Annotated in this window: 15 protein-coding genes; 8 read left to right on the top strand and 7 right to left on the bottom strand. The window is 70.0% G+C overall.

Translation table 11 applies throughout. The features are described from left to right. Window positions 1–36: 36 nt before the first annotated feature. Together ACFJGU_RS04760 and ACFJGU_RS04755 are read left to right on the top strand one after the other, a co-directional pair. On the top strand, window positions 37–3,024 hold the full coding sequence (locus ACFJGU_RS04760) for an MMPL family transporter (RefSeq protein ID WP_382308115.1): 2,988 nt from the start codon (window positions 37–39) through the stop codon (window positions 3,022–3,024). Beyond that, window positions 3,021–4,904, top strand: a complete 1,884-nt coding sequence (locus tag ACFJGU_RS04755) for a YhgE/Pip family protein (RefSeq protein WP_382308113.1) — start codon at window positions 3,021–3,023, stop codon at window positions 4,902–4,904. Before ACFJGU_RS04760 ends, ACFJGU_RS04755 begins: the two co-directional genes overlap by 4 nt. 21 nt (window positions 4,905–4,925) lie before the next feature. On the opposite strand, the gene ACFJGU_RS04750 is transcribed toward ACFJGU_RS04755, so the two are convergent. Then, on the bottom strand, window positions 4,926–5,876 hold the full coding sequence (locus tag ACFJGU_RS04750; RefSeq protein ID WP_382308111.1) for a 2-dehydropantoate 2-reductase: 951 nt from the start codon (window positions 5,874–5,876) through the stop codon (window positions 4,926–4,928). A 125-nt stretch (window positions 5,877–6,001) separates the two neighbouring features. Between ACFJGU_RS04750 and ACFJGU_RS04745 the strand changes: the two genes are divergently transcribed. The 3 genes from ACFJGU_RS04745 to ACFJGU_RS04735 are packed head-to-tail and all read left to right on the top strand — an operon-like array spanning window position 6,002 to window position 8,549. After that, window positions 6,002–7,264: a CynX/NimT family MFS transporter gene (locus ACFJGU_RS04745; RefSeq protein WP_382308109.1), complete on the top strand. Its 1,263-nt coding sequence runs from the start codon at window positions 6,002–6,004 to the stop codon at window positions 7,262–7,264. Between the two features lie 29 nt (window positions 7,265–7,293). Further along, a complete protein-coding gene (locus ACFJGU_RS04740; protein ID WP_382308107.1) occupies window positions 7,294–8,214 on the top strand; it encodes an LLM class F420-dependent oxidoreductase in 921 nt (306 codons plus the stop codon). A gap of 44 nt (window positions 8,215–8,258) precedes the next feature. After that, the gene (locus tag ACFJGU_RS04735) at window positions 8,259–8,549 is read left to right on the top strand and encodes a putative quinol monooxygenase (protein WP_382308105.1); all 291 of its coding nucleotides are present in this window, start codon (window positions 8,259–8,261) and stop codon (window positions 8,547–8,549) included. 9 nt (window positions 8,550–8,558) lie between these two features. Here ACFJGU_RS04735 and ACFJGU_RS04730 read toward each other — a convergent pair whose 3' ends face one another. Continuing rightward, the gene (locus ACFJGU_RS04730) at window positions 8,559–8,753 is read right to left on the bottom strand and encodes a helix-turn-helix domain-containing protein (RefSeq protein ID WP_382308103.1); all 195 of its coding nucleotides are present in this window, start codon (window positions 8,751–8,753) and stop codon (window positions 8,559–8,561) included. Between the two features lie 250 nt (window positions 8,754–9,003). Beyond that, complete coding sequence (locus ACFJGU_RS04725; RefSeq protein ID WP_382308101.1) at window positions 9,004–10,365, bottom strand: DUF222 domain-containing protein; 1,362 nt, start codon at window positions 10,363–10,365, stop codon at window positions 9,004–9,006. A 527-nt stretch (window positions 10,366–10,892) separates the two neighbouring features. Here ACFJGU_RS04725 and ACFJGU_RS04720 point away from each other — a divergent pair. Beyond that, complete coding sequence (locus ACFJGU_RS04720; protein WP_382308099.1) at window positions 10,893–13,193, top strand: DEAD/DEAH box helicase; 2,301 nt, start codon at window positions 10,893–10,895, stop codon at window positions 13,191–13,193. Between the two features lie 78 nt (window positions 13,194–13,271). Here ACFJGU_RS04720 and ACFJGU_RS04715 read toward each other — a convergent pair whose 3' ends face one another. Beyond that, window positions 13,272–15,470, bottom strand: a complete 2,199-nt coding sequence (locus ACFJGU_RS04715; protein WP_382308098.1) for a cell wall-binding repeat-containing protein — start codon at window positions 15,468–15,470, stop codon at window positions 13,272–13,274. 98 nt (window positions 15,471–15,568) lie between these two features. Between ACFJGU_RS04715 and ACFJGU_RS04710 the strand changes: the two genes are divergently transcribed. Then, window positions 15,569–16,576, top strand: a complete 1,008-nt coding sequence (locus ACFJGU_RS04710; RefSeq protein WP_382308096.1) for a DMT family transporter — start codon at window positions 15,569–15,571, stop codon at window positions 16,574–16,576. Here ACFJGU_RS04710 and ACFJGU_RS04705 read toward each other — a convergent pair. After that, window positions 16,560–17,699 carry a mandelate racemase/muconate lactonizing enzyme family protein gene (locus ACFJGU_RS04705; protein ID WP_382308094.1) on the bottom strand — a complete coding sequence of 380 codons (1,140 nt, stop codon included), beginning with the start codon at window positions 17,697–17,699 and terminating at the stop codon, window positions 16,560–16,562. The genes ACFJGU_RS04710 and ACFJGU_RS04705 overlap by 17 nt on opposite strands. 125 nt (window positions 17,700–17,824) lie before the next feature. On the opposite strand from ACFJGU_RS04705, the gene ACFJGU_RS04700 reads away from it, so the two are divergent. Further along, complete coding sequence (locus ACFJGU_RS04700) at window positions 17,825–18,589, top strand: FadR/GntR family transcriptional regulator (RefSeq protein ID WP_382308092.1); 765 nt, start codon at window positions 17,825–17,827, stop codon at window positions 18,587–18,589. Between the two features lie 21 nt (window positions 18,590–18,610). Here ACFJGU_RS04700 and ACFJGU_RS04695 read toward each other — a convergent pair whose 3' ends face one another. Beyond that, window positions 18,611–19,516, bottom strand: coding sequence for a carbohydrate ABC transporter permease (locus tag ACFJGU_RS04695; protein WP_382308090.1), 906 nt, complete (start codon window positions 19,514–19,516; stop codon window positions 18,611–18,613). A gap of 3 nt (window positions 19,517–19,519) precedes the next feature. Further along, window positions 19,520–20,488, bottom strand: a complete 969-nt coding sequence (locus tag ACFJGU_RS04690) for a carbohydrate ABC transporter permease (RefSeq protein WP_382308088.1) — start codon at window positions 20,486–20,488, stop codon at window positions 19,520–19,522.

The following is a 20,488-nucleotide window of genomic DNA, read 5'->3' as shown; positions in this document are numbered from 1 at the left end:
GAGAACACACACCCGAGAACACCGAGGAGCCCTCCCGTGGCGACATTGCTCTACCGAATCGGACGATTCGCCTTCCGCAAGGCCTGGTACGTCGTGGCCGCCTGGGTGCTGGTGCTGGGCGCCCTCCTCGGCACGGGCCTCGCCCTCGGCGGCCAGACCCAGGAGAGCTTCACCATCCCGGGCACCGAGTCGCAGCAGACCATCGACAAGCTCGAGAACCTCTTCCCCTCCGCGGCGGGCGCCGCGGCCACCGTGGTGATCGTCGCCCCCGACGGTCAGAGCGTCAACGACGACACCGTCAAACAGGAGATCAGCGACGTGGCCGACGACCTCGGCAACCTCGATCAGGTCGCCGCCGTCGTGAGCCCCTACTCCGAATACGCCACCAACGCGATCTCCGACGACGGCACCACCGCGCTCCTCAAGGTGCAGTTCGACGGGCCGGCGACGGATGTCACGGACGCCACGCTCACCCAGGTCACCACCGCCGGTGACACCCTCGAAGCCGACGGCATGACGGTCTCCTACGGCGGCGAGGTGTTCACGAACCAGACCTTCGGCCTCACGATCACCGAGGGAATCGGCGTGCTCTTCGCCGGCATCGTGCTCTTCATCACCTTCGGCTCCCTGCTCGCCGCCGGACTGCCTCTGCTCTCCGCCCTCATCGGCGTGGGCGTCTCCTTCGCCGGCATCACCGTGGTCGCGGCCTTCACCAGCGTCTCGAGCACGGCCCCGATGCTCGCCGTCATGATCGGGCTCGCGGTCGGCATCGACTACGCCCTGTTCATCCTCAGCCGACATCGATCCCAGTTGGCGCGGGGGATGGATGCCGAGGAGTCGGCCGCGCAATCCGTCGCCACCGCCGGTGCCGCGGTCGTGTTCGCGGGACTCACGGTGATCATCGCGCTGCTCGGTCTGCTCGTGGTGGGCATCCCGTTCCTCTCCGTGATGGGCGTGGCCGCGGCCTTCGCCGTGTTCGCCGCCGTCTCCATCGCCATCACGCTTCTGCCCGCCATCATGGGCATCTCGAAGGGCAAGCTCGCGCCGAAGCCGGGCTCGCGCGCGGCCCGACGGGCCATCGCCGAAGCGTCGCACGACGTCGTCGCGAGCCCCGCGCCCGCAGACGAGACCGGCGCGACCACGACCCCTGCCGCACCAGCGAAACCCGCCAAGCCCTCGCTCGGCGGCCGCTGGGTGCGCCTCGTGATGAAGGCCCCGATCGTCTTCATCGTGGCGGTCGTCGGCCTGCTGGGCGTGGCCTCGATCCCGGCCTTCAGCCTCGACCTCAACCTCCCCACGGCCGCCTCGCAGCCCGAGAGCTCGTCGGCGCGGGTCGCCTACGACACCATCGCCGACAAGTTCGGCCCCGGCTACAACGGCACCATCGTGGTGGTAGCCGACATCACGCAGACCACCGACATCCAGAACGACCTCGCGGGCATCCGATCCGACCTCGAAGCGGTCGACGGCGTCGCGACGGTGGGTCCGGGCCTCCCCGACGAGACCCTCGACACCGCGATCTTCCAGGTGGTGCCCACGACCGCGCCCGACGCGCCCGAGACGAAGGCTCTCGTCGAGCGGCTGCGCGACATGAAGGGCGAGGTCGAGGCGCAGTACGGCACGCCGTTCACGGTGAGCGGCCAGACCGCCGTCGCGATCGACGTCTCGAACCAGCTGAGCAACGCGCTCATCCCGTTCGGCATCCTCGTGATCGGCCTGTCCATCCTGCTGCTCGCGATGGTCTTCCGCTCGATCGCCGTGCCCATCAAGGCGGCGCTCGGCTTCGCGCTCTCGGTCGGCGCCTCCTTCGGCGTCACCGTCGCGGTGTTCCAGAACGGCCTGTTCGCCGACGTGCTCGGGGTGCACTCGACGGGACCGATCATCAGCTTCCTCCCCATCCTGTTGATGGCGATCCTCTTCGGCCTCGCCATGGACTACGAGGTCTTCCTGGTCTCCGGCATGCGCGAGGAGTACGTGAAGACGAAGGATGCGAAACGGGCGGTGCGCGTGGGCTTCCAGCACGGCGCCCGGGTGGTCACCGCGGCCGCACTCATCATGTTCTTCGTCTTCTTCGCCTTCGTTCCCGAAGGGGAGGGTGCCATCAAGGCCATCGCGCTGGCGCTCGCCGTGGGTGTCTTCGTCGACGCCTTCCTCGTGCGCATGACCCTCGTGCCCGCCATCATGACCCTGCTCGGCAAACACGCCTGGTACCTGCCGAAGTGGCTCGGACGCATCCTGCCGAACGTCGACGTGGAGGGCGAGAGCCTGCGCGAACACATCGAGGAACGCGAGTGGGCGCACCGGCACGACGGCGCGGTCACCGCCGAAGATCTCGAGGTGGAAGGGTCGGGCGCTCCCGTGTCGTTCGACGTGCCCGCCGGAGCGGTGGCCGTCGTCACCGGCGAGACCGCTGCCCGCCGTCTCATCGGGGCCGCCGTCGCCGGGCGGATCGCGCCCGCCGCCGGCCACCTGCAGGTGCTCGGCCACTGCCTCCCCTCCGAGTCGGGTCCGGTGGCCAAGCGCGTCACCCTGGTCGACCTCGAATCGCGGCGACCGGATGCCACCACCACCGTCGGCGACGCCCTGAACGAGCGCCTGCGGCTGGGTCTGCCCTGGTTCCGCCGGGTTCCGCAGGGCGATGCTGAGGAACTGGTGGCGCGCATCAACGGCGCCCTCGCCGACGTCGAGGGCGAGGCGCCGATCGACATCCACCGCACCCTGGGTGAGCTCACCCCGCTCACGCAGTCGCTGCTCGCGGTGGCGCTCGGCGTGGCCGACCGCTCCGACGTGCTCGTGGTCGACGCGGGCGACGGCGACTTCGCGCATCCGTCGACCCCGGCCTTCGCCGGCGCGGTCGCGAGCATCGCCGACCGCTCGACCACCGTGATCATCGGGCTCGAGTCCGAGCCCGCCAGCCACGCCTCGACCGTCGGCGACCGCACGCTCGTCCGCATCGCGTTGCCCGCTGCCGCGGGGGCCACTCCATCCACTGAATCGCCCGCTTCGAAGGGAGGCCCCCGATGAGCAGCTCGACCACCACGCCGACGCCTCGGATGCGCCGCCGCACCAAGATCGTCCTCGTCGTCCTCGCCGCGCTCGCCGTGGCCTTCACGCCGCTCGCCGTGAACGGCCTGTTCACCGGCGCACTCGCGGATGCCGACACGAACATCAGCAGCGTGCCCGCCGCCATCGTGAACAACGACACGATGACCACCACCACGAACGCCGACGGCACCACGTCGACGAACTTCGCCGGCCGCGGCCTGGTCACCGAGCTCACCGGGGCGGGGCAGACCGGCTTCGACTGGCACGCCACCAACTCCGACGACGCCCAGAAGGGCCTAGAGAACGGCACCTACTACGCGGTGCTGACGATTCCCGAGGACTTCTCGGCCAGCCTGAACACGCTCGGCACGGCCGATCCGAAGCAGGGACTCATCGACATCACCACCGACGACTCGCACGGCTACCTCTCCGGGCTCGTGGCGAGCACTGTCGCCTCGGCCGTGCAGGCCGGGTTCGGCCAGCAGGTGACCGCCCAGGTCGTGAACGGCATCTACACCAGCTTCGGTGGCGTCGGCACGAGCCTCTCGGATGCCGCGGGCGGCGCCACCCAACTCGCCACCGGCGCCGACGGCCTCGCCACGGGCGCGACGCAGCTCGCCGATGGCGCCACGCAGTTGAGCTCGGGGCTCAGCCAGTACACGGATGGAGTGAGCCAGTTGTCGGGCGGGCTGGATGACGCTGCGGCGAGCGCCAGCCAGCTCGGCGGACTCGCGAGCGGGTACGCCACCATGTCGGGATATCTCACCGATGGCAACGCCGCTCTGCAGACTGGTTTGCAGCAATTGCAGGCGGGCGATCCCAATGCCGGTGCGACCCTCGGAGCCGCCGCCCAAGCGATCGGCACTGCGCAGTACATCGCCAGCGGTGACCTGGGTTCTGGGGTGGCGAGCCTGCCACAGCTCTCCTCGGGTCTCAGTGAAGCCGCATCCGGCGCCGATACTCTCGCCGCCAACGGCCCAGCCCTCGTCACGGGCGCACAGCAGCTTGGCGACGGCGCCACTCAGCTGTCGTCCGGCGCGACGCAGCTCGGCGACGGGGCGCGCACGCTCGCGTCCGGCCTGCAGTCGGGTGCTGACCAGCTCAAAGCGAACTCCTCATCCGACACCTCCAGCGCGGCCGACGTCGTCGCCCAGCCGGTGAAGGTCGACGTCAGCACCGTCAACCAGGTGACCAACCTCGGTCAGATCGTGTCGACCATCCTCCTCCCCACCGCCCTGTGGATCGGCGCGCTCGCCCTCTTCCTGTGGCTGCGCCCCTTCTCGCGCGCGGTGCTCGCCTCCTCGGCCTCGACCGCACGCCTCACCGCCCGCACCTTCGTGCGCGCCGCGGGAATCGCGGCCGCCCAGGTGGTGCTGCTGGTCGCGTTCCTGCACCTCGCGCTCGGCGTGGCCTGGAGCTCCCTCCCCGCCACCCTCGGCTTCTCGCTGATCGTGGCCCTCGCCTTCACGGCCTTCCACCAGTTCCTCGCCACGGCGCTCGGTCGGGTCGGCGCCGTCATCTCGCTCGTGCTGCTCGCCCTGCAGCTCGCGGCGACGGGTGGGCTCTACCCGGTCGAGATCCTCTCCGGGCCCTTCCAGGTGATCAACGCGATCAGTCCGCTGAGCTACGCGGTCTCGGGCATCCAGGCCATCCTCACGGGCGGCGACGCCGGCACAGTGGTGACCGCGGCTCTCGTCATGGCGGGGATGCTCGTGCTCAGCATCCTGCTCGCGGCCTACGCCCTGGCCCGCCGGCGGCGCCCCGTCGAGATCGGTTGGCTCGTGCCCGCCCGGACGGCCCTGGCGGCGCCGAAACCGAAGCCGCGCTCGGCCCCGGCCTCGCGACCCGGGATCGCCTGACCCAATTCCGAGCAGAGAGCCCTAGGGCAGCGCGTTCGCGTAAACGCACAACCGCGCGTAGCACGCCCCGAGCAGCGGCGTCGGCACCCCGAGCGCGCTCCCACGGTCGACCAGGTCGCCGATCACCGACTCCACCTCGATCGGCCGCCCCTCCTCGAGATCGCGGTACATCGAGGTGGTGAACGGCGAGCCCTGCTCCGTCACACGCTCGATCGCGGCATCCACCACCCGCGCGCTCAGCGGGTAGCCGGATGCCGCGGCCACCGCCGCACACTCCTCCACGATCGCGCGCGCCGTCTCCGGCCCGGTCGGGGTGGCGGCGACGCGTCCGACCGGCCCGCCCATCAGCGTGGTGACGGCCCCGCCCGAGGCGAGGAACACCCACTTCACCCACATATCGGCAAGGATGTGCTCCGACAGCTTCGCCGTGTACTCCGCGCCGTCGCGGTCCGGCACCTGCAGCGTCTCGTCGACCGCCCGGATGCGCGCCCCCACCGACCCGTCGAGATCCCCGTAGGTCATGCTCGTGCCGGGCAGGAGCAACTGAACGGTGCCGTCGCCCAGCAGCTGCGAGGAGGCGACGCAGAGGCCGCCGATGACGGCCTCCGATCCGTAGCGCTCGGTCAACGTGTCGAGGTGCTTCATCCCGTTCAGGAGCGGAAGGATCGTCGTCTCGGGCCCCACGAACGGCGCGACGTCGTCGATCACGCCGTGCAGCGCATACGACTTCACGGCGAGCAGCACGAGGTCGAACGAGTCGTGGTCACCCACCGAGATGGCACGGATGCCGGAGAAGATCTCGACCGCGTCCGGTCCGCCGTCCGGCAGCCGGCCGGCGACGCGCAGACCGTCGCGCCGCAGCGATTCGGCCCGGTTCTCGCGGGCGAGGAAGGTCACGTCGCGCCCGGCGGCGATGAGTCGCGACCCGAAGAATCCGCCGATCGCACCGGCGCCGACGATGAGTGTGCGCATGACTGCATCCTCCTCTGCGAAGTGTCGCCTCCAACGCTACGCGTAGTATCGGAGATAACCCCGAGATGAACAGCCGATGACGGATCGCCGTCGCGCACGGCACTCCGGGAACGAGGAACCAGCAGATGAAGTCGCTTTCGCGGGCCGGGTTCCCCACCATGCTGGTGGTCGGCATCGTCTTCATCGGCTTCATCCTGCGGGGCCCGCTGATCGCCGTCGCGCCGATCACGGGCACCATCAGCGACGACCTCTCGATGACGGCGGCTCAGGCCGGTCTCCTCACCAGCCTGCCGGTGCTCTGCTTCGCCCTGATCACGCCCTTCGCGTCGATCTTCGTGGGCAAGGCGGGCGCCAACTTCGCCACCACGATCGCCATCATCGGCGTGGGGATCGGCTCGATCGTGCGTTCGGCCGGGGGACTCGAGGCCACCTTCGCGGGCACGATCATCATGGGCGCGTTCATCACGATCGGCAACGTCGTCATCCCCGTGATCATCCGCCGCGACATCCGCGAGGAGCGCGTGGGCATCGTCACCGGCGCCTACACCTCGGCGATGAACGTGAGCTCCATGATCACCTCGCTCGCCACCGTGCCGCTCGCCGTCGTGTTCGGCTGGCGCGGCGCCCTGCTCGCCTGGCTCGGCTTCGTGGTGCTCGCCGCCGTTGCCTGGCTCGTCGCAGTGGGACCGCGGCGCGCCTTCCATTGGGGGCCGGTGCGGCGCTCGGTGGAGACGGGAGCGGTCGACACGGTCGTGATCGACACCCGCTCGGTGACGCTCACCGGCGAGGAGCCGCGTACCTGGCGCAACCTCTCGGCAGTGCTGCTCGCCCTGGCGTTCGCGGGGCAGGCGTTCTCCTACTACGGGCTCACGGCCTGGTTCCCCACCATCCTCGAGCAGGAGCTCGGGTACACGGCGGCAAATGCGGGCAGCAGCTCCTCGATCTTCCAGATCGCCGCCGTCGTCGGAGCACTGGGCGTTCCGTTGCTCTCGAAACGCATCGGCATCCCGATCACCTTCATCGGCGTCGCGGCACTCTGGGTGAGCTTCCCGCTCGGCATGATCCTCGCGCCCTCGACCTGGTTGCTGTGGGGCTTCCTCGGCGGGGTCGCGCAGGGCGGCGGGATCACCATCGTGTTCATGCTCATCGTGCAGCTCGCGATGAGCGGCACCCACGCGCGACGCCTCTCCGCGATGATCCAGGGCGTCGGCTACGCGCTCGGCGCCACCGCCCCGACGCTCGTGGGCGCCGTGCACGACGCCACCGGCGCCTGGACGCTGCCGATCGGGGTGGTGCTCGTCGCCACCCTCGTGTTCAGCGGCGCCGGGCTGGCCGGGGCGCTGCGGGCCACCGGTCCGCGAGGGAGACCCACCGCGCTCAGCCGGTAGGCGGATGGCGTAGCACCTAGGCTTGACGGGTGGACTTCAGAATCTTCACCGAGCCCCAGCAGGGCGCCAGCTACGACGACCTCCTCGCGGTGGCCCAGGCCACCGAACGCCTCGGTTTCGACGCGTTCTTCCGGTCGGACCACTACCTGCGCATGGGCGACGGCGATCCGGGCCCCGGCCCCACCGACGCCTGGACCACGCTGGCCGGGCTCGCCCGCGAGACCTCGCGCATCCGTCTGGGCACGCTGGTCTCCTCGGTGACCTACCGCTACCCCGGCATCCTCGCGATCCAGGTGGCCCAGGTCGACCAGATGTCGGGCGGCCGGGCGGAACTCGGCCTCGGCACCGGCTGGTTCGAGGAGGAGCATCGCGCGTACGGCATCCCGTTCCCGGCGAAGCGATTCGACCTCCTCGAGGAGCAGCTCGAGATCGTGACCGGACTCTGGGCCACCGAGCCCGGCGAGACCTTCTCCTTCCACGGGCAGCACTACACGCTGGAGAACTCGCCGGCCCTGCCCAAGCCCGTGCAGTCCCCGCTCCCCGTGCTCGTCGGGGGCAAGGGAGCCCGGCGCACACCCCTTCTGGCGGCCCGCTTCGCGAGCGAGTTCAACATCCCGTTCCCGGAGCCCGGTTCCATTCCGGGCCTGTTCGAGAACGTGCGCTCGGCCTGTGTCGAACTCGGTCGCGATCCCGACGAGATCGTCTACTCCGTCGCCCAGATCGCGGTGGCGGGAGCGGATGACGCGGAGTTCGCCCGCCGTGCCGCGGCGATCGGCCGCGAGCCGGGGGAGTTGCGGCAGAACGGGCTCGCCGGCACGACGGCCGAGGTCGTCGACAAGCTCGGCGCGTTGCGCGAGCAGGGTGTCGAGCGGGTCTACCTGCAGATCATGGATCTCGCCGACCTCGACCACCTCGACTTCCTAGCGCGCGAGGTCGTGCCGCAGCTCTGACCGAGAGCCGGACGCGGGCGTCCGCCGCGGAATAGTGTTGTGCCATGACCGTGAATTCTCTGCTCGACCTGACCATCGCCCCGGAGTTCCTCGACGAGGCCGTCGACCGCATCAACCGTGTGCTGGAGGTGACCCGGGCGTTCGACGGATGCCTCGGGGTCGACGTGATCGTCGACGTCGACGACCCCGCCCACATCGTGCTGCTCGAGAAGTGGACGAGCATCGAGCGTGACGACGCCTACCGCGCCTTCCGCGCGACGCCGGAGGGCGCCAGCGACCTCGGCGCGATCCTCGCCGGGCCGCCGACGCTCACGCGCTACCTCGTCGTCGAGTAGCGCCCGGCGCTAGTCGAAGCGCGCCGTCGCGAGGCGGTGGAGCCGGAGGGCGTCGCTGAGCCTGACGCGTCCGCTGGGCGTCCGCGGATCGAACCCGAGCGCCTCGGCCAGATCGGCGGCGCGCGCCTGCATGGTCGAGTGGTGCACGCCCGCGAGGGCCGCGGCGGCGCGCACGATGTCGGTGTGGGCGAGGGCGTCGAGCACCTCGAGGTCGGCGGTGCGGTCGTGACCGCTGCGGGTTTCCCCGACGACGGCGCCGATGGCCGTCGCATCCGGACTTGTCGCGGCACGCGTCGGTTGCCTCGAGGCCCACTGGCGGATTCGTCCTCCGGGTGGCCGCGCCCGCGACTGGCTCTGAGGACTCAGGATCCGGTACAGCGAACGCGGTTTCGATCTGGGCGCGCCCGGGCGCCGTCGGAGGGCTAGGCGTGCCCCGGTGGCTGCGCGCCTTTGTCTACCCGTCGGCGGGTGCTGGTGGTGGTGCGGTGGTGTAGTTGCGGCCGTGGGGGCTTTGCCAGTTGAGGTGGCGGGGTCGGTTGGGGTGGGGGTGGACGGTCCAGCGGGTTTCGTGTTTGAGGTGGTGGTGGCGGGAGCAGAGGTAGGTGAGGTTGTCGGGGGTGGTGGTGCCGTGGTGGGCCCAGTCGCGGGTGTGGTCGAGTTCGCACCGGTTCGCGCGTCGGCTGCATCCGGGGAACCGGCAGGTCTGATCGATCGCGGCGAGCACCAACCGCAGTTCGGGCGGAGCACTGTACCGGTCCCGCCCGCCGCCGACGCGGGCGTCGGGGTGGCCGCCGACCGGTGCGCCGTCGGTGGTGGGGGTGACCGAGGTGCCGGTGGTGCCCGAGGTGTCGCTGTCACCGCTCGTCGGGGTGCCGGTGGCGGGGTGGTCGGCGATGGGGCGGCCCCAGTGCCGAGTGATCATGGTGGGTTCCCGGGTTGTGGGGTGGGTGAGGACGCGGAGGAAGGTAGGGGCGGTCGCGGCGATCGCCCGGGCGGTATCGGGGTCGATGGGGCCGTACCCGTGGAGGTCGCCGGGCTGGTCTGAGACGCCGGCGACCGTTGCCGCGGGGATGGTGACGAGCACGTTCGCGGTGATCGACGCGGGGCGGGCGGGGTTGTCGGGGGTGAGGATCAGGCGGGTGAGGGCGTCGGCGCGGCGTTGCAGGTGGGTGCGCGGGTCCGTGTCGGACCGTTCGGCGCGGGCGATCTTGTCGACCAGGTCGTCGATCGCGACCGCGTCCACCGCGGGAAGGTAGTGGGTGAGGGTCGCCATCCCGTCACACTCCGGCGACAACCACACGCTTCGCTCCTCCCGGGCCTGCCGGTGACGCACCGTGATCGATTCCGGGTGGGCGGTCTCCCGGAGACGGCGGGCCCGCTCGTTGAAGCGGTGCGGGGGCAGCGCGGCGGCCTCGGCGAGCAGTCGGGTCTCGAACCCGGCCCGGGCGTCGGCGGGGAGGGTGGCGGTGTGCGCGATGAGGTGCCGGGCATGCAACCCCGACACCCGCCCGTCGGAAAGCGCGGCCAGGGTGGCGGGGTAGTCGTGGACGAATTGCTCGGCATCGTTGATCATCCCCGCCACGGTGCGTTCTGACCGGCGGGTCGCGGTCGCGATCTCCACCGCGACCAGGCGCCGTTCCCCCTCCCGCACCGCCGACCCACCCGCGACGAGAGCGGCCCGTTCATCCGCGATCTCCGCCACCGCCGCCAGACACCGGGCCCGGCGGGCGTCCAGGCTCGCGGTGGCCCGGTCGATGTCGTGGAGCTCATCGATCGCGGCATCCAGGCGCGCGTCGAGTTCCTCGGTGCGGACCACGAACAAACCCTTCATGAGCTTTATTCAACCAGCAGCCACCGACATTGAGGCACCCACCCCGACGGACTGCCGCGCGCTCCGCGCTTGCCAACAATGAAACGTGGCCGGCTCGAACAAAGCGGGTCGCAGATTCCCAACCAGCCGCATCCGTCACCATCCTGCGGACCCGGCCACGACCCATCATCGGCAAGCGGGGAGCGCGCGGCAGCCCACTATCAGCTCAGCTGAGCGTTTAACCAGAAAGCGTTCCCGGGTCGACGCAACCGCGATCGACAGAACGGTGCGGTTCGTGTAATGTGGATCGGTCGGCTCTGGACACCGCGAGTTGCATCGCGGAAGGGTTTTGTAAGTCTGGTGGGCCGGTTTCCCAGTCAGTGCGCTGTTGCGCTGGTCACTGGTGAATGTCGCGTACGACACGGCCCCGGATACGAAACAACCGGGTTCTAGTTTGCACTTCAACACGAGCGCTTGCGAGCGCGAGAACGGTGTGGAGAAGTGCGCGCAATTGAATAAACCCGGAAAGAATCATGCCCAAAACAAACAAGTCGGGTGGCTACAAGGCCGCCAAGAACTACGAGCCGCGCACGTCCGCCAAGGGTGGACCGAAGGCCGGCAGCCGAAGCCCCGGACATCGCGGCTACAAGGCCGTCGACGAGACCTCGCCGCGCAAGCAGCGCTGGAACTCGGATGACCGTGCCGCCCGCGGTGCTGCTCCCTCGAGCCGTGGCACGGAGCGTCCGTCGTACAACGACCGCAACGACCGCAACGACCGCAACGACCGTCCGGCCCGTCCTGCTCGCGATGGCGAGCGCGGCGGCTATGACCGTAGCTCGTCCTACGGCGACCGTCCGGCACGCGGAGGCTACGAGCGGCCGAGCCGCGAGAACGGCTTCCACCAGTCGGGCACCGGCACCGGCCGCTCCGAGCGACCCGCGTACAACCGCGGCGACCGTCCGTCCTACGAGCGCCCGTCCTACGACCGCGCCGAGCGCCCTGTCGGTGACGGCGAGCGCCGCGGGCACGACCGCGGCCAGCGCACCGACCGCCAGAAGTGGAACGACGCTCGCAACGAGGAGCGCCGCGCTGCTGCAGCCGCGGAGCGCGGAGCATCCGATCGCCCCACCGGTGGCAAGCCGCCCCGCACCGACGACCGCGGCTACAACCGCAGCGCCCGGCCGACAGCCGACTACCGGCCCGGTGAGCGCGCCGATCGTCCGGCCCGCTCGTCGTACGACCGCGACGACCGCGCCCCCCGCAGCGGCGGCTTTGACCGCGGCGATCGCGCTGACCGCCCGGCCTACAAGGAGCGCGGCGAGCGCCCCGCCTACAACGGCGACCGCGGCGAGCGTCCCGCCTACAACCGCGACCGCGACCGCGCCGAGCGCCCGGCGTACGGTGACCGCCCCGCCCGCGCCGAGCGTCCCGCGTACGGTGACCGTCCGGCTCGCAGCTACGACGACCGCCCGAAGCGCAGCTTCGACCGCGACGACCGTGCGCCGCGCACCGACCGCGCTCCCCGCAGCGGCGGCTACGACCGCCCGAACCGCGATGACCGCGGCAGCGACTTCTACCCCTCGCGCGACGCCAAGCAGAACTTCCACGCCGACGACGTGGTGCTCGAGCGTCTCGAAGCCCAGGCCACACTGGCCGAAGAGGTCGAGGGCGCGACGTTCGCGAGCCTCGGTCTCGGCGGCAACATCGTGCGCGTGCTCGGTGAGCTCGGCGCCGAGAGCCCCTTCCCGATCCAGTCCGCCACGATCCCCGAGGTACTGAAGGGCCGCGACGTCCTCGGCCGCGGCCGCACCGGCTCCGGCAAGACCATCGCCTTCGGCGCCCCCCTGGTGGAGCGCCTGATGGAGAACGGCGGAGGAGCCAACCGCAAGCCGGGCCGCAAGCCCCGCGCGCTCATCCTGGCTCCCACCCGCGAGCTAGCCTTGCAGATCGACCGCACGGTGCAGCCCATCGCCCGCGCCGTCGGCCTCTTCACCACCCAGATCTACGGTGGTGTTCCCCAGGCGCGCCAGGTTGGCGCCCTGCAGCGCGGCGTCGACATCATCATCGGCACCCCTGGCCGCATCGAAGACCTGATCGAGCAGCGCCGCCTCGACCTCTCCGAGGTCACCATCACGGTGCTCGACGAGGCCGACCACATGTGCGACCTGGGCTTCCTCGAGCCGGTGCAGCGCATCCTGCGTCACACGAAGGACGGCGGGCAGAAGCTCCTCTTCTCCGCCACGCTCGACAAGGGCGTCGCGACGCTGGTCGAGGAGTTCCTGGTGGAGCCGAGCGTGCACGAGGTCGCCGGTGAAGACCAGGCCTCGTCGACCATCGACCACCGCGTGCTGATCGTCGAGAGCCGCGACAAGAGCGAGATCATCAAGCAGCTGGCCGATCGCCAGGGCAAGACGCTCATCTTCTCGCGCACCCGCGCCTACGCCGAGATGCTCGCCGAGCAGCTCGAGGACGCCGGGTTACCGGCCACGAGCCTGCATGGCGACCTCAACCAGTCGCGCCGCACCCGCAACCTGCAGCAGCTGACCAGCGGCCGCGTGAGCGTGCTGGTGGCGACGGATGTCGCGGCCCGCGGCATCCACGTCGACGACATCGACCTGGTCATCCAGGCCGACGCGCCCGACGAGTACAAGACCTACCTGCACCGCGCCGGCCGCACCGGTCGCGCCGGCAAGAAGGGTACGGTCGTCACCCTCATCCCGCGCAGCCGCGGACGCCGCATGCAGGAGCTGCTCGGCCGCGCCGAGATCGAGGCCGAGATGATCACGGTCGCCCCCGGCGACAGCCTGGTGAGCGAGCTCGCCGCTGATCAGTAGGCGGCCGCTTCACCCGCCGACGCCGGTCGCCTGCCCTTCGGGGCGGCGGCCGGCGTTTGCCGTTTCCCGACCAACACATCACGAGGGCGGCACGGCGTATTTCTGCATCTCGCCGAGGACCGAGTCGGAGATCGTGGCTGGGCCGCCGAGCACGACGATCCGGGTCGGTTTGAGGCGGGCGAGCTCGGCCCGAACCGGTTCGGGCACGCCGTCGCGGGCGACGAGCAAGACGGGCCCCACTCTCCGGATCGCCGCTGCCGAGCCGGACAGAGCATCGGGGAACACCGCGCCAGACGCCACGTAGACGGTCCGCGTTCCGACGGGGAACGTCGCAGCGGACACGTTGGCCGACACCGCGAACCGATCGGCGCCGGCGATCCGCGTGGTGGGGGCGATCGCCGACAGCGATGCCACCACAGCCTCGTCGACGGTGTCCGTTCCGCCCAGCACCACGATGCCGGCCGGGGCGAGCCGCTGCAGTTCGTTCGCGACGGCGGGAGGCAGCACGTTCTTGCCCACCAGCAACACGGGCGCGCCCGCGAAACCCGCGGCCGCGGAGCCCGAGAGCGCATCCGGGAAGACGGCTCCCGATGCGACGAGCGCGACCGGCGTGGGCGCCGACGTGCCGAACACGCTCGACGAGACTCCGACCGACACCTCGAACCGATCTGCGCCGGCGATGCGCGTCACTGTCGGCGTATACGCGGAGAGAGCGATCTCGACAGAAGGGTCGATCGTATTCGTGCCGCCGAGGACGATGATCTTCTCGGGGAGCAGTCGGCGGAGCTCCCGGGCGACGACGTCGGGAATGGTGTCTTTCGCGACCAGGAGGACAGGTGCCCGTTGCGCACCGGCCGCGGCCGATCCGCAGAGGGCGTCGGCGAAGGTCGCTCCACTGGCGATGTAGACCACGGGCACTCCCGGGTCGAAGGTGTCGGCGGAGACCGCGGCGGACACGGCGAATCGATCGGCACCGCCGATCCGCACTGCGCCCGGCGACTCCGTGGTGTTGCGGAGGTAGACCTGAGTGTCGCCCGGAGAGCCGGACACCAGATTCGTGGCGAACGAGGCGAAGGCGACCAGGGCGCCGTCTCCGGAGATCGACGGCAGGAGCGAATCATCATTGCCCCCAGGTGGACCTGCCGACGGACGGCTGACCAACGAGGTGACGCCCGACGCGAGATCGCGTTCGTAGGCCTGGCGGACGTCGCCGTACGCCCGGCCGTCCGGCGTGAGGTCGGGAGCGGTGGAAAGGAAGGCCACCGAGGAGCCGTCGGCTGAGATCGCCGCGGACTGCGAGATGCCGTGTGCCGGCTTCCCGTCGCGCACACCGGCGCTGATGAGACGAGTGATTCCCTTTGCGGCGTCACGCAGATAGACCTGGAGTCCGCTCGTCGGATCCGCGATGAGATCGTGCGCGTTGCTCGTGAACGCAACGGCATTCCCGTCGTGGGAGATCGAGGGGTACGCCGCATAATCCAGACCGTCGCCGGACGGACCCCCTGTTGTGCTCTGGCTCAGCAAATCGATGGCGCGGCTGCTCCGCTGCCAGCGGAAGATCTGGTTGGTTCCGGTGCGAGGGAATCCGCTCAACGCGGCCCTGCTCGAGAAGGCGACGAAGCCACCGTCGCCGGAGATCGAGGGGGCGCCCGCACCTTCCGAGGAACCCAGAGAGGGAGACGACGGGTCATGGCTCACGAGCATCGTCGTGCGACCCGCCAGATCCCGTTCGTAGACCTGGTCGAATCCCCGGGTGTCGTAGGCGGCGAGGTTGGTCGCCGACGTGGTGAATGCCACAGAGCGTCCGTCTCCGGCCAGCGTGATCTCCGAGACAGCGGCGTTCGCTGTGGCCAGCGCGTCGCTGTAGCTGGCCACGGTCGTCACACCGGTCGCCCGGGTCCACACGAGCGCCTGAGGGATGCCAGTCGACGCCGCACCCACGATATTCGTGGCAGCCGAACTGTAAGCGATGACGCCTCCGTCGTCGGAGATCGAGGGCATCGTCGAATCGGCGTTGCCGGCGCCGCTCGCGCCCGTACTGACAAGCGTGGTGACTCCGGCGGCGAGATCGCGCAGGTAGATCTGCCGGACGCCGCCCGCGACTCCGGTGAGGTTCGTCGCGTTCGAGGAGAACGCGACGAACCGACCATCGGCGGAGATGACGGGGGCCGACGACGCGGCGTCGCCCGCCGCGCCTGTGCTCGACACCGAGAGGAGTTGCGTCTCGGCCGCGCCGGGCAGCGCCGCCTCGGCGGCGATCGGGCTCAGGGCGACCACTGACACTCCGATTATCACTGCGGCCGTCATCATTCGATGGCGCTGTTCGAGAACTGACATTTGCTCATAGTAGCAAGCCGATAGGATCTGCGGAGATCATGTCCTCCCAGTCCCGCGCGCACCTCGGCCGCCTGCCCCTCGGGGCGGCGGTCGTCGTCGCGGTGGTGTGCGGGGTGCTGATGGCCGCCCAGTCGCGCCTCAACGGCGAGCTGGGCCGACGGCTCGGCGACGGGTTCACCGCGGCGGCGATGAGCTTCACCATCGGCCTCGTCATCGTTCTGGTGATCGTGGCGTTCATGCGCTCGGCCCGGCAGGGCACGCGTCACGCCTTCGCCGAGGTGAAGAAGCACCGCCTGCCGGTCTGGACCCTCTTTGCCGGACTCGGCGGCGCCGTCTTCGTGCTCTCGCAGGGACTCGCCTCCGCGATCGTGGGCGTCTCGCTGTTCACGGTCGCGTTCATCGGCGGGCAGACGGTCAGCGGACTGCTCGTCGACCGCGCGGGGCTCGGCCCGGGCGGCGTGCGCTACCTCACCCTCCGGCGGGTGCTCGGTGCCGTCATCGCGCTGGCTGTCGTGATCTGGTCGATCCTCTCGCACCTCGAGCCCGACATCCCGCTCTGGATGCTCGTGCTCCCGGTGATCGCGGGCGCCGTCGTGGCCGCCCAGCAGGCCGCCAACGGACGGGTCGCGAACGCGGCCGGTTCCGCCGTTACCTCGACCCTGTTCAACTTCATCACGGGGTCGACCGTGCTCGTGATCATCGCCCTCGTGCACGCCCTGCTCGTCGGCGGGCTTCCCACGGCGTTGCCGCCCGAATGGTGGCTCTACCTGGGCGGCCCGCTCGGCGTGACCTTCATCTTCGGCCTCGCCACAGCCGTCCGCACCACGGGTGTGCTCCTGCTCGGGCTCTGCTCGGTGGCCGGTCAGCTCGGCGGGTCGATCGCGATCGACCTCATCGCACCCGGGTCGGGTCACTCCGTCGACTGGACCACCCCGATCGCCGCGGGCCTCGTCGTGGTGGCCGTGCTCGTGGTGTCCCTGCCCGGCCGCCGTGGCAAGCGCATCGACGCGGGAGAACCCGCCGAGGAGATCAGCCTTCGGGCGTGAGGCGCAACCCCGCGCGGGCCGGGCGCACGTGCGGCCCGGCGGGGATGCGCCATCCGTCGCTCGTGTCGAGAGTGCCGATCAGCTCCACGTCGACCGTGATCCCGAGCCCCGGAGCATCGCCGAGCACGATCCCGCCATCGGAGAAGGTCTGGTCGACGGTGAGGCCGACGGGATGCGCGAGGTCCTGCACCTCGGTGGTGAGGTGGTTGGGCACCGCCGCCGCCGCGTGCGCCACGGGGTTGCCGTTGTAGCTCACGGGGCTCACCGGCAGGTCGCGGGCGTGCGCGATCGCCGACACACGAAGGAAATGCGTGATGCCCCAGATCATGCCGGCCTGCACGACGTCGACGGCATGCGCATCCAGAAGCGGGCCGTACTGCTCCAGCCCCACCAGGTTCTCCCCGGTGGCGACGGATGCCCGCACCGCCCGGCCCACGACGGCGTTGCCCTCGGCATCCCATCGCCGCACCGGCTCCTCGATCCAGGTCAGTGGCACCTGCGCCTCCACCTCGGAGACGTAACGCACCGCCTGCTTGCGGTTCCAGGACTCGTTGGCGTCGAGCATCAGGGCGGGCCGGGGGGTGTTGCGTCGGAGCACGTCGCCGACGGCCCGGAGGCGGGCGATGTCGGTCTCCGGGTCGCGGCCGCCCTTGAGCTTCGCGCTCGCGAAACCGTGATCCGCGTAGCGCTCGTACAGGGTCACCAGCTCGTCGTCGGTGAGCGCGATGTCGAGACCGGAGGCGTACCCCGGCACGAAGCGGTCGCAGGCACCCAGGGTGCGCCAGAGCGGCTCGTCGGCCATCTTCGCTTTGAGGTCCCAGAGCGCGATGTCGACGGCGCCGATGGTGCCGAAGGTCGCGCCGGCGTGACCGGTCTTGAAGACACGAGCGAGCATCCGGTCGTAGAGGGCGGTGACGGCCCGGGGGTCTTCGCCCTCGATCGCCGGGAAGACGCGGGCGATGTCGGTGTGGGCGCCGAGACCGACGCCGGTGAGCCCACCGTCGGTGTGCAGCAGCAGGATCGGGACCTCGGTCACCCCGGCGTCGACGATGCCGTTGACGTCGCCGACCGGGCGACCCCAGTCGTGCACGGTGGTGAGACTCGTGTAGCCCGTGATTTTCATGTCGTCCTGTTCTGCGGAGCTCGGCTCGTCGTCGAGTCGATAGAAACAGCATACATCATATGTTCCAGATCATCATCCGGTGTGGTGACGTATGACGTTCGGGCGGCTCGCCCTAAACTCGGGTCATGAGTTCTCCGTCGCTCCCCGACATCGGCATCCCGTCGCTCGCCGTGCGTCCGCCGGCCGCACGCCTGGGCGTGGCGGTGGTGAGTCAGCTCGTCGACGTCATCGTGACCGGGGTGCTCGCTCCGGGCGACCTGCTGCCGCCCGAGGTGCCGCTCACCAACCAGTTCGGGGTGAGCCGCACGGTCATCCGCGAGTCCGTCAAACGGCTCGAGGAGAAAGGGTTGGTCACTGTGTCGCAAGGGCGCGGCACCACGGTCAACCCGAGTTCGGAGTGGAATCTCCTCGACCCGGTCGTGCTCGGCGCGATGATCGAGCACGACGACTCGCTCGGCATCCTCGACGAGCTGAGCGCGGTGCGCGCCGGCCTCGAGACCTCCATGGCGGGCGACGCGGCCCGGCAGGCCGACTCCCAGGCAGTGGGTGAACTCCGCGACTCGCTGCAGCGGATGCGCGACACGATCGACGATCCCGCCGCCTTCCGTCAGGCCGACATCGACTTCCATGCCCTGGTGATGCGGATCTCGGGCTCTCGCCTGGCGTCGAGCATCGCACGCACCCTGTTCCACCGGGCCTTGGAGAGCAGCCGCTACCACGGCCGCGACCCCGAGCACGCCTTCGAGCTCACCCTCGACGAGCACACCGCCGTGCTCGATGCGATCGCGGCGGCCGACCCGACGGCGGCCGAAGACGCCATGAAGGCGCACATCGAGGGGTCGTGGCAGCGCCGCCGCCTCCCGGTGCGCGGCCGCGATGCCGACGCCTGACGAGGCCGGCGCGGCAACGCCCTACTCCTTCGTGCCGCCCGCGGTCATCCCTGACACCAGGAACCGCTGCGAGAACAAGAACACGATGAGCACGGGCAGCACCGACATGATCGTGGCGAGCGCCAACGTCGGCAGCTGAACGGATGCCGCCCCCGCCGACGACGGGTTGAACGCGGGCGTCGAGGCGAGCAGCGAGGTGAGCCCGACCTGCATCGGGTACTGATCGCTCGCGGGCAGCATCACGAAGGGCAGGAAGTAGTTGTTCCAGTTCTGCACGAAGCTGAAGAACGCGACGAGCGCGACGACCGGTGACGCCAGCGGCAGGGCGATGCGCGTGAACACGCTGAGCTCGGAGCATCCGTCGATCCGGGCCGCCGCCAGCAGATCGCGCGGGATCGACGTGGAGAAGTAGATGTAGGTCAGGTACACGCCGAACGGGAAGAACGAGAACGGCAGGATCACCGAGAGCGGCGAACCGATCAGTCCCACCGTGTTCAGCTCGAGGAAGACGGGCAGCACCAGCGCCGTGTTCGGGATGAGCATCACGACGAGGGTGGTGACCAGCAGCGCGCGGCGCAGCCGGAACTCGGTCAGCGCGAGGGCGTAGCCCGCCGGGATGCTCACCACGAGGGTGATCACGAGCGCCACGATCGCGTAAAGGGCCGAGTTGCCGAGCCATCCGCCCACCGCGCCGTCCTGGAAGCCGATCAGAGCGTTCCAGTTCGCGGCCAGCCCCTCGAAGGAGCCGAAGGAGAAGGGGTTGCCCTTGATGAGCTCTGCCGCTGACTTGGTGGTGGAGAGCAGCAGCCAGACGATCGGGATGGCGAAGAAGAGGCCGAAGGCCAAGAGGAGCAGCGAGACCACGAAGCGGCCCGACCACTGGCCGGGCGAGACGCGCGAGCGCCGGGCGGGAAGGGTTGCGGTCATCGGTCAGTCCTTCTCGAAGAGTCCGCCGCGGGCGACGAAGAAAGCGGAGAGCCCCAGGGCGATCACGAGCAGGATGATCGAGATCGCGGCCGAGCCGTTGAAGTCGTTCTGCTGGAAGGCGTAGAGGTAGGCGAGCTGGTTGAGCGAGTAGTCGTTGGCCACCACGGCGTTCGACGCCTGCGACAGCAGCTGCGGCTCGACGAAGAGCTGGGTGCCGGCGGCGAGCGACATGATGCCCATGTAGCTGATCCACTTCCGCATCATCGGCAGCTGGATGCGCACGGCCGTCTGCACGGCGTTCGCCCCATCGATCTTCGCCGCCTCCATCACCTCGACCGGAATGTTGTTGAGGGCGCCGTACATGATCACGATCCAGCCGCCGGCACCGGTCCAGAACGCGATGATGGTGAACACCACAGGCAGGTTTGCCGGGTTGATGGTCTGCACGAAGGTCTCGAAGCCCATGGCCTGCAGCAGCCAGCCGACGGGGCTCACCGAGGGGTCGAGCACGAACAACCAGAGCAGCACACTGGATGCCCCGGCCAACGCCCCCGGGATGTAGAAGATGAAGCGCGAGGCGTTGGAGAGCCAACGGATGCGGATGGCGTGCACCACGAGAGCGAGCAGCACCACGAGCACGAGCAGGCTGACCAGCCAGATCACGAGATAGACGGCCACGTGCCCGACGGCGGGGAGGAAGCGGTAGTCCTCGAACACCTTCACGAAGTTGTCGAAGCCCGCGAAGGAGCCGTCGATGGTCGTGACCGAGAGGACGAGGGCGTAGAGGGCCGGGAAGACGCCGAAGGCGAGCATCAGCACCGTGTAGCCCGAGATGAAGACGTAGCCGATGGGGCTGCGGGTGGAGTTGCCCCGCCGCGCTCGGAGGCGGCCGGCGCGCCGAGGCGACCGGCCGGGCGCGGGGGTGTCCCCGGCTCCGACGGTCGCCTCGACGTGTGGCGCGGTGACGGTCAC

Origin of the sequence: Herbiconiux sp. UC225_62, from assembly GCF_042694625.1 — a bacterium.
Classification (GTDB): domain Bacteria; phylum Actinomycetota; class Actinomycetes; order Actinomycetales; family Microbacteriaceae; genus Herbiconiux.
This window is presented reverse-complemented; position numbering and strand designations above follow the sequence as displayed.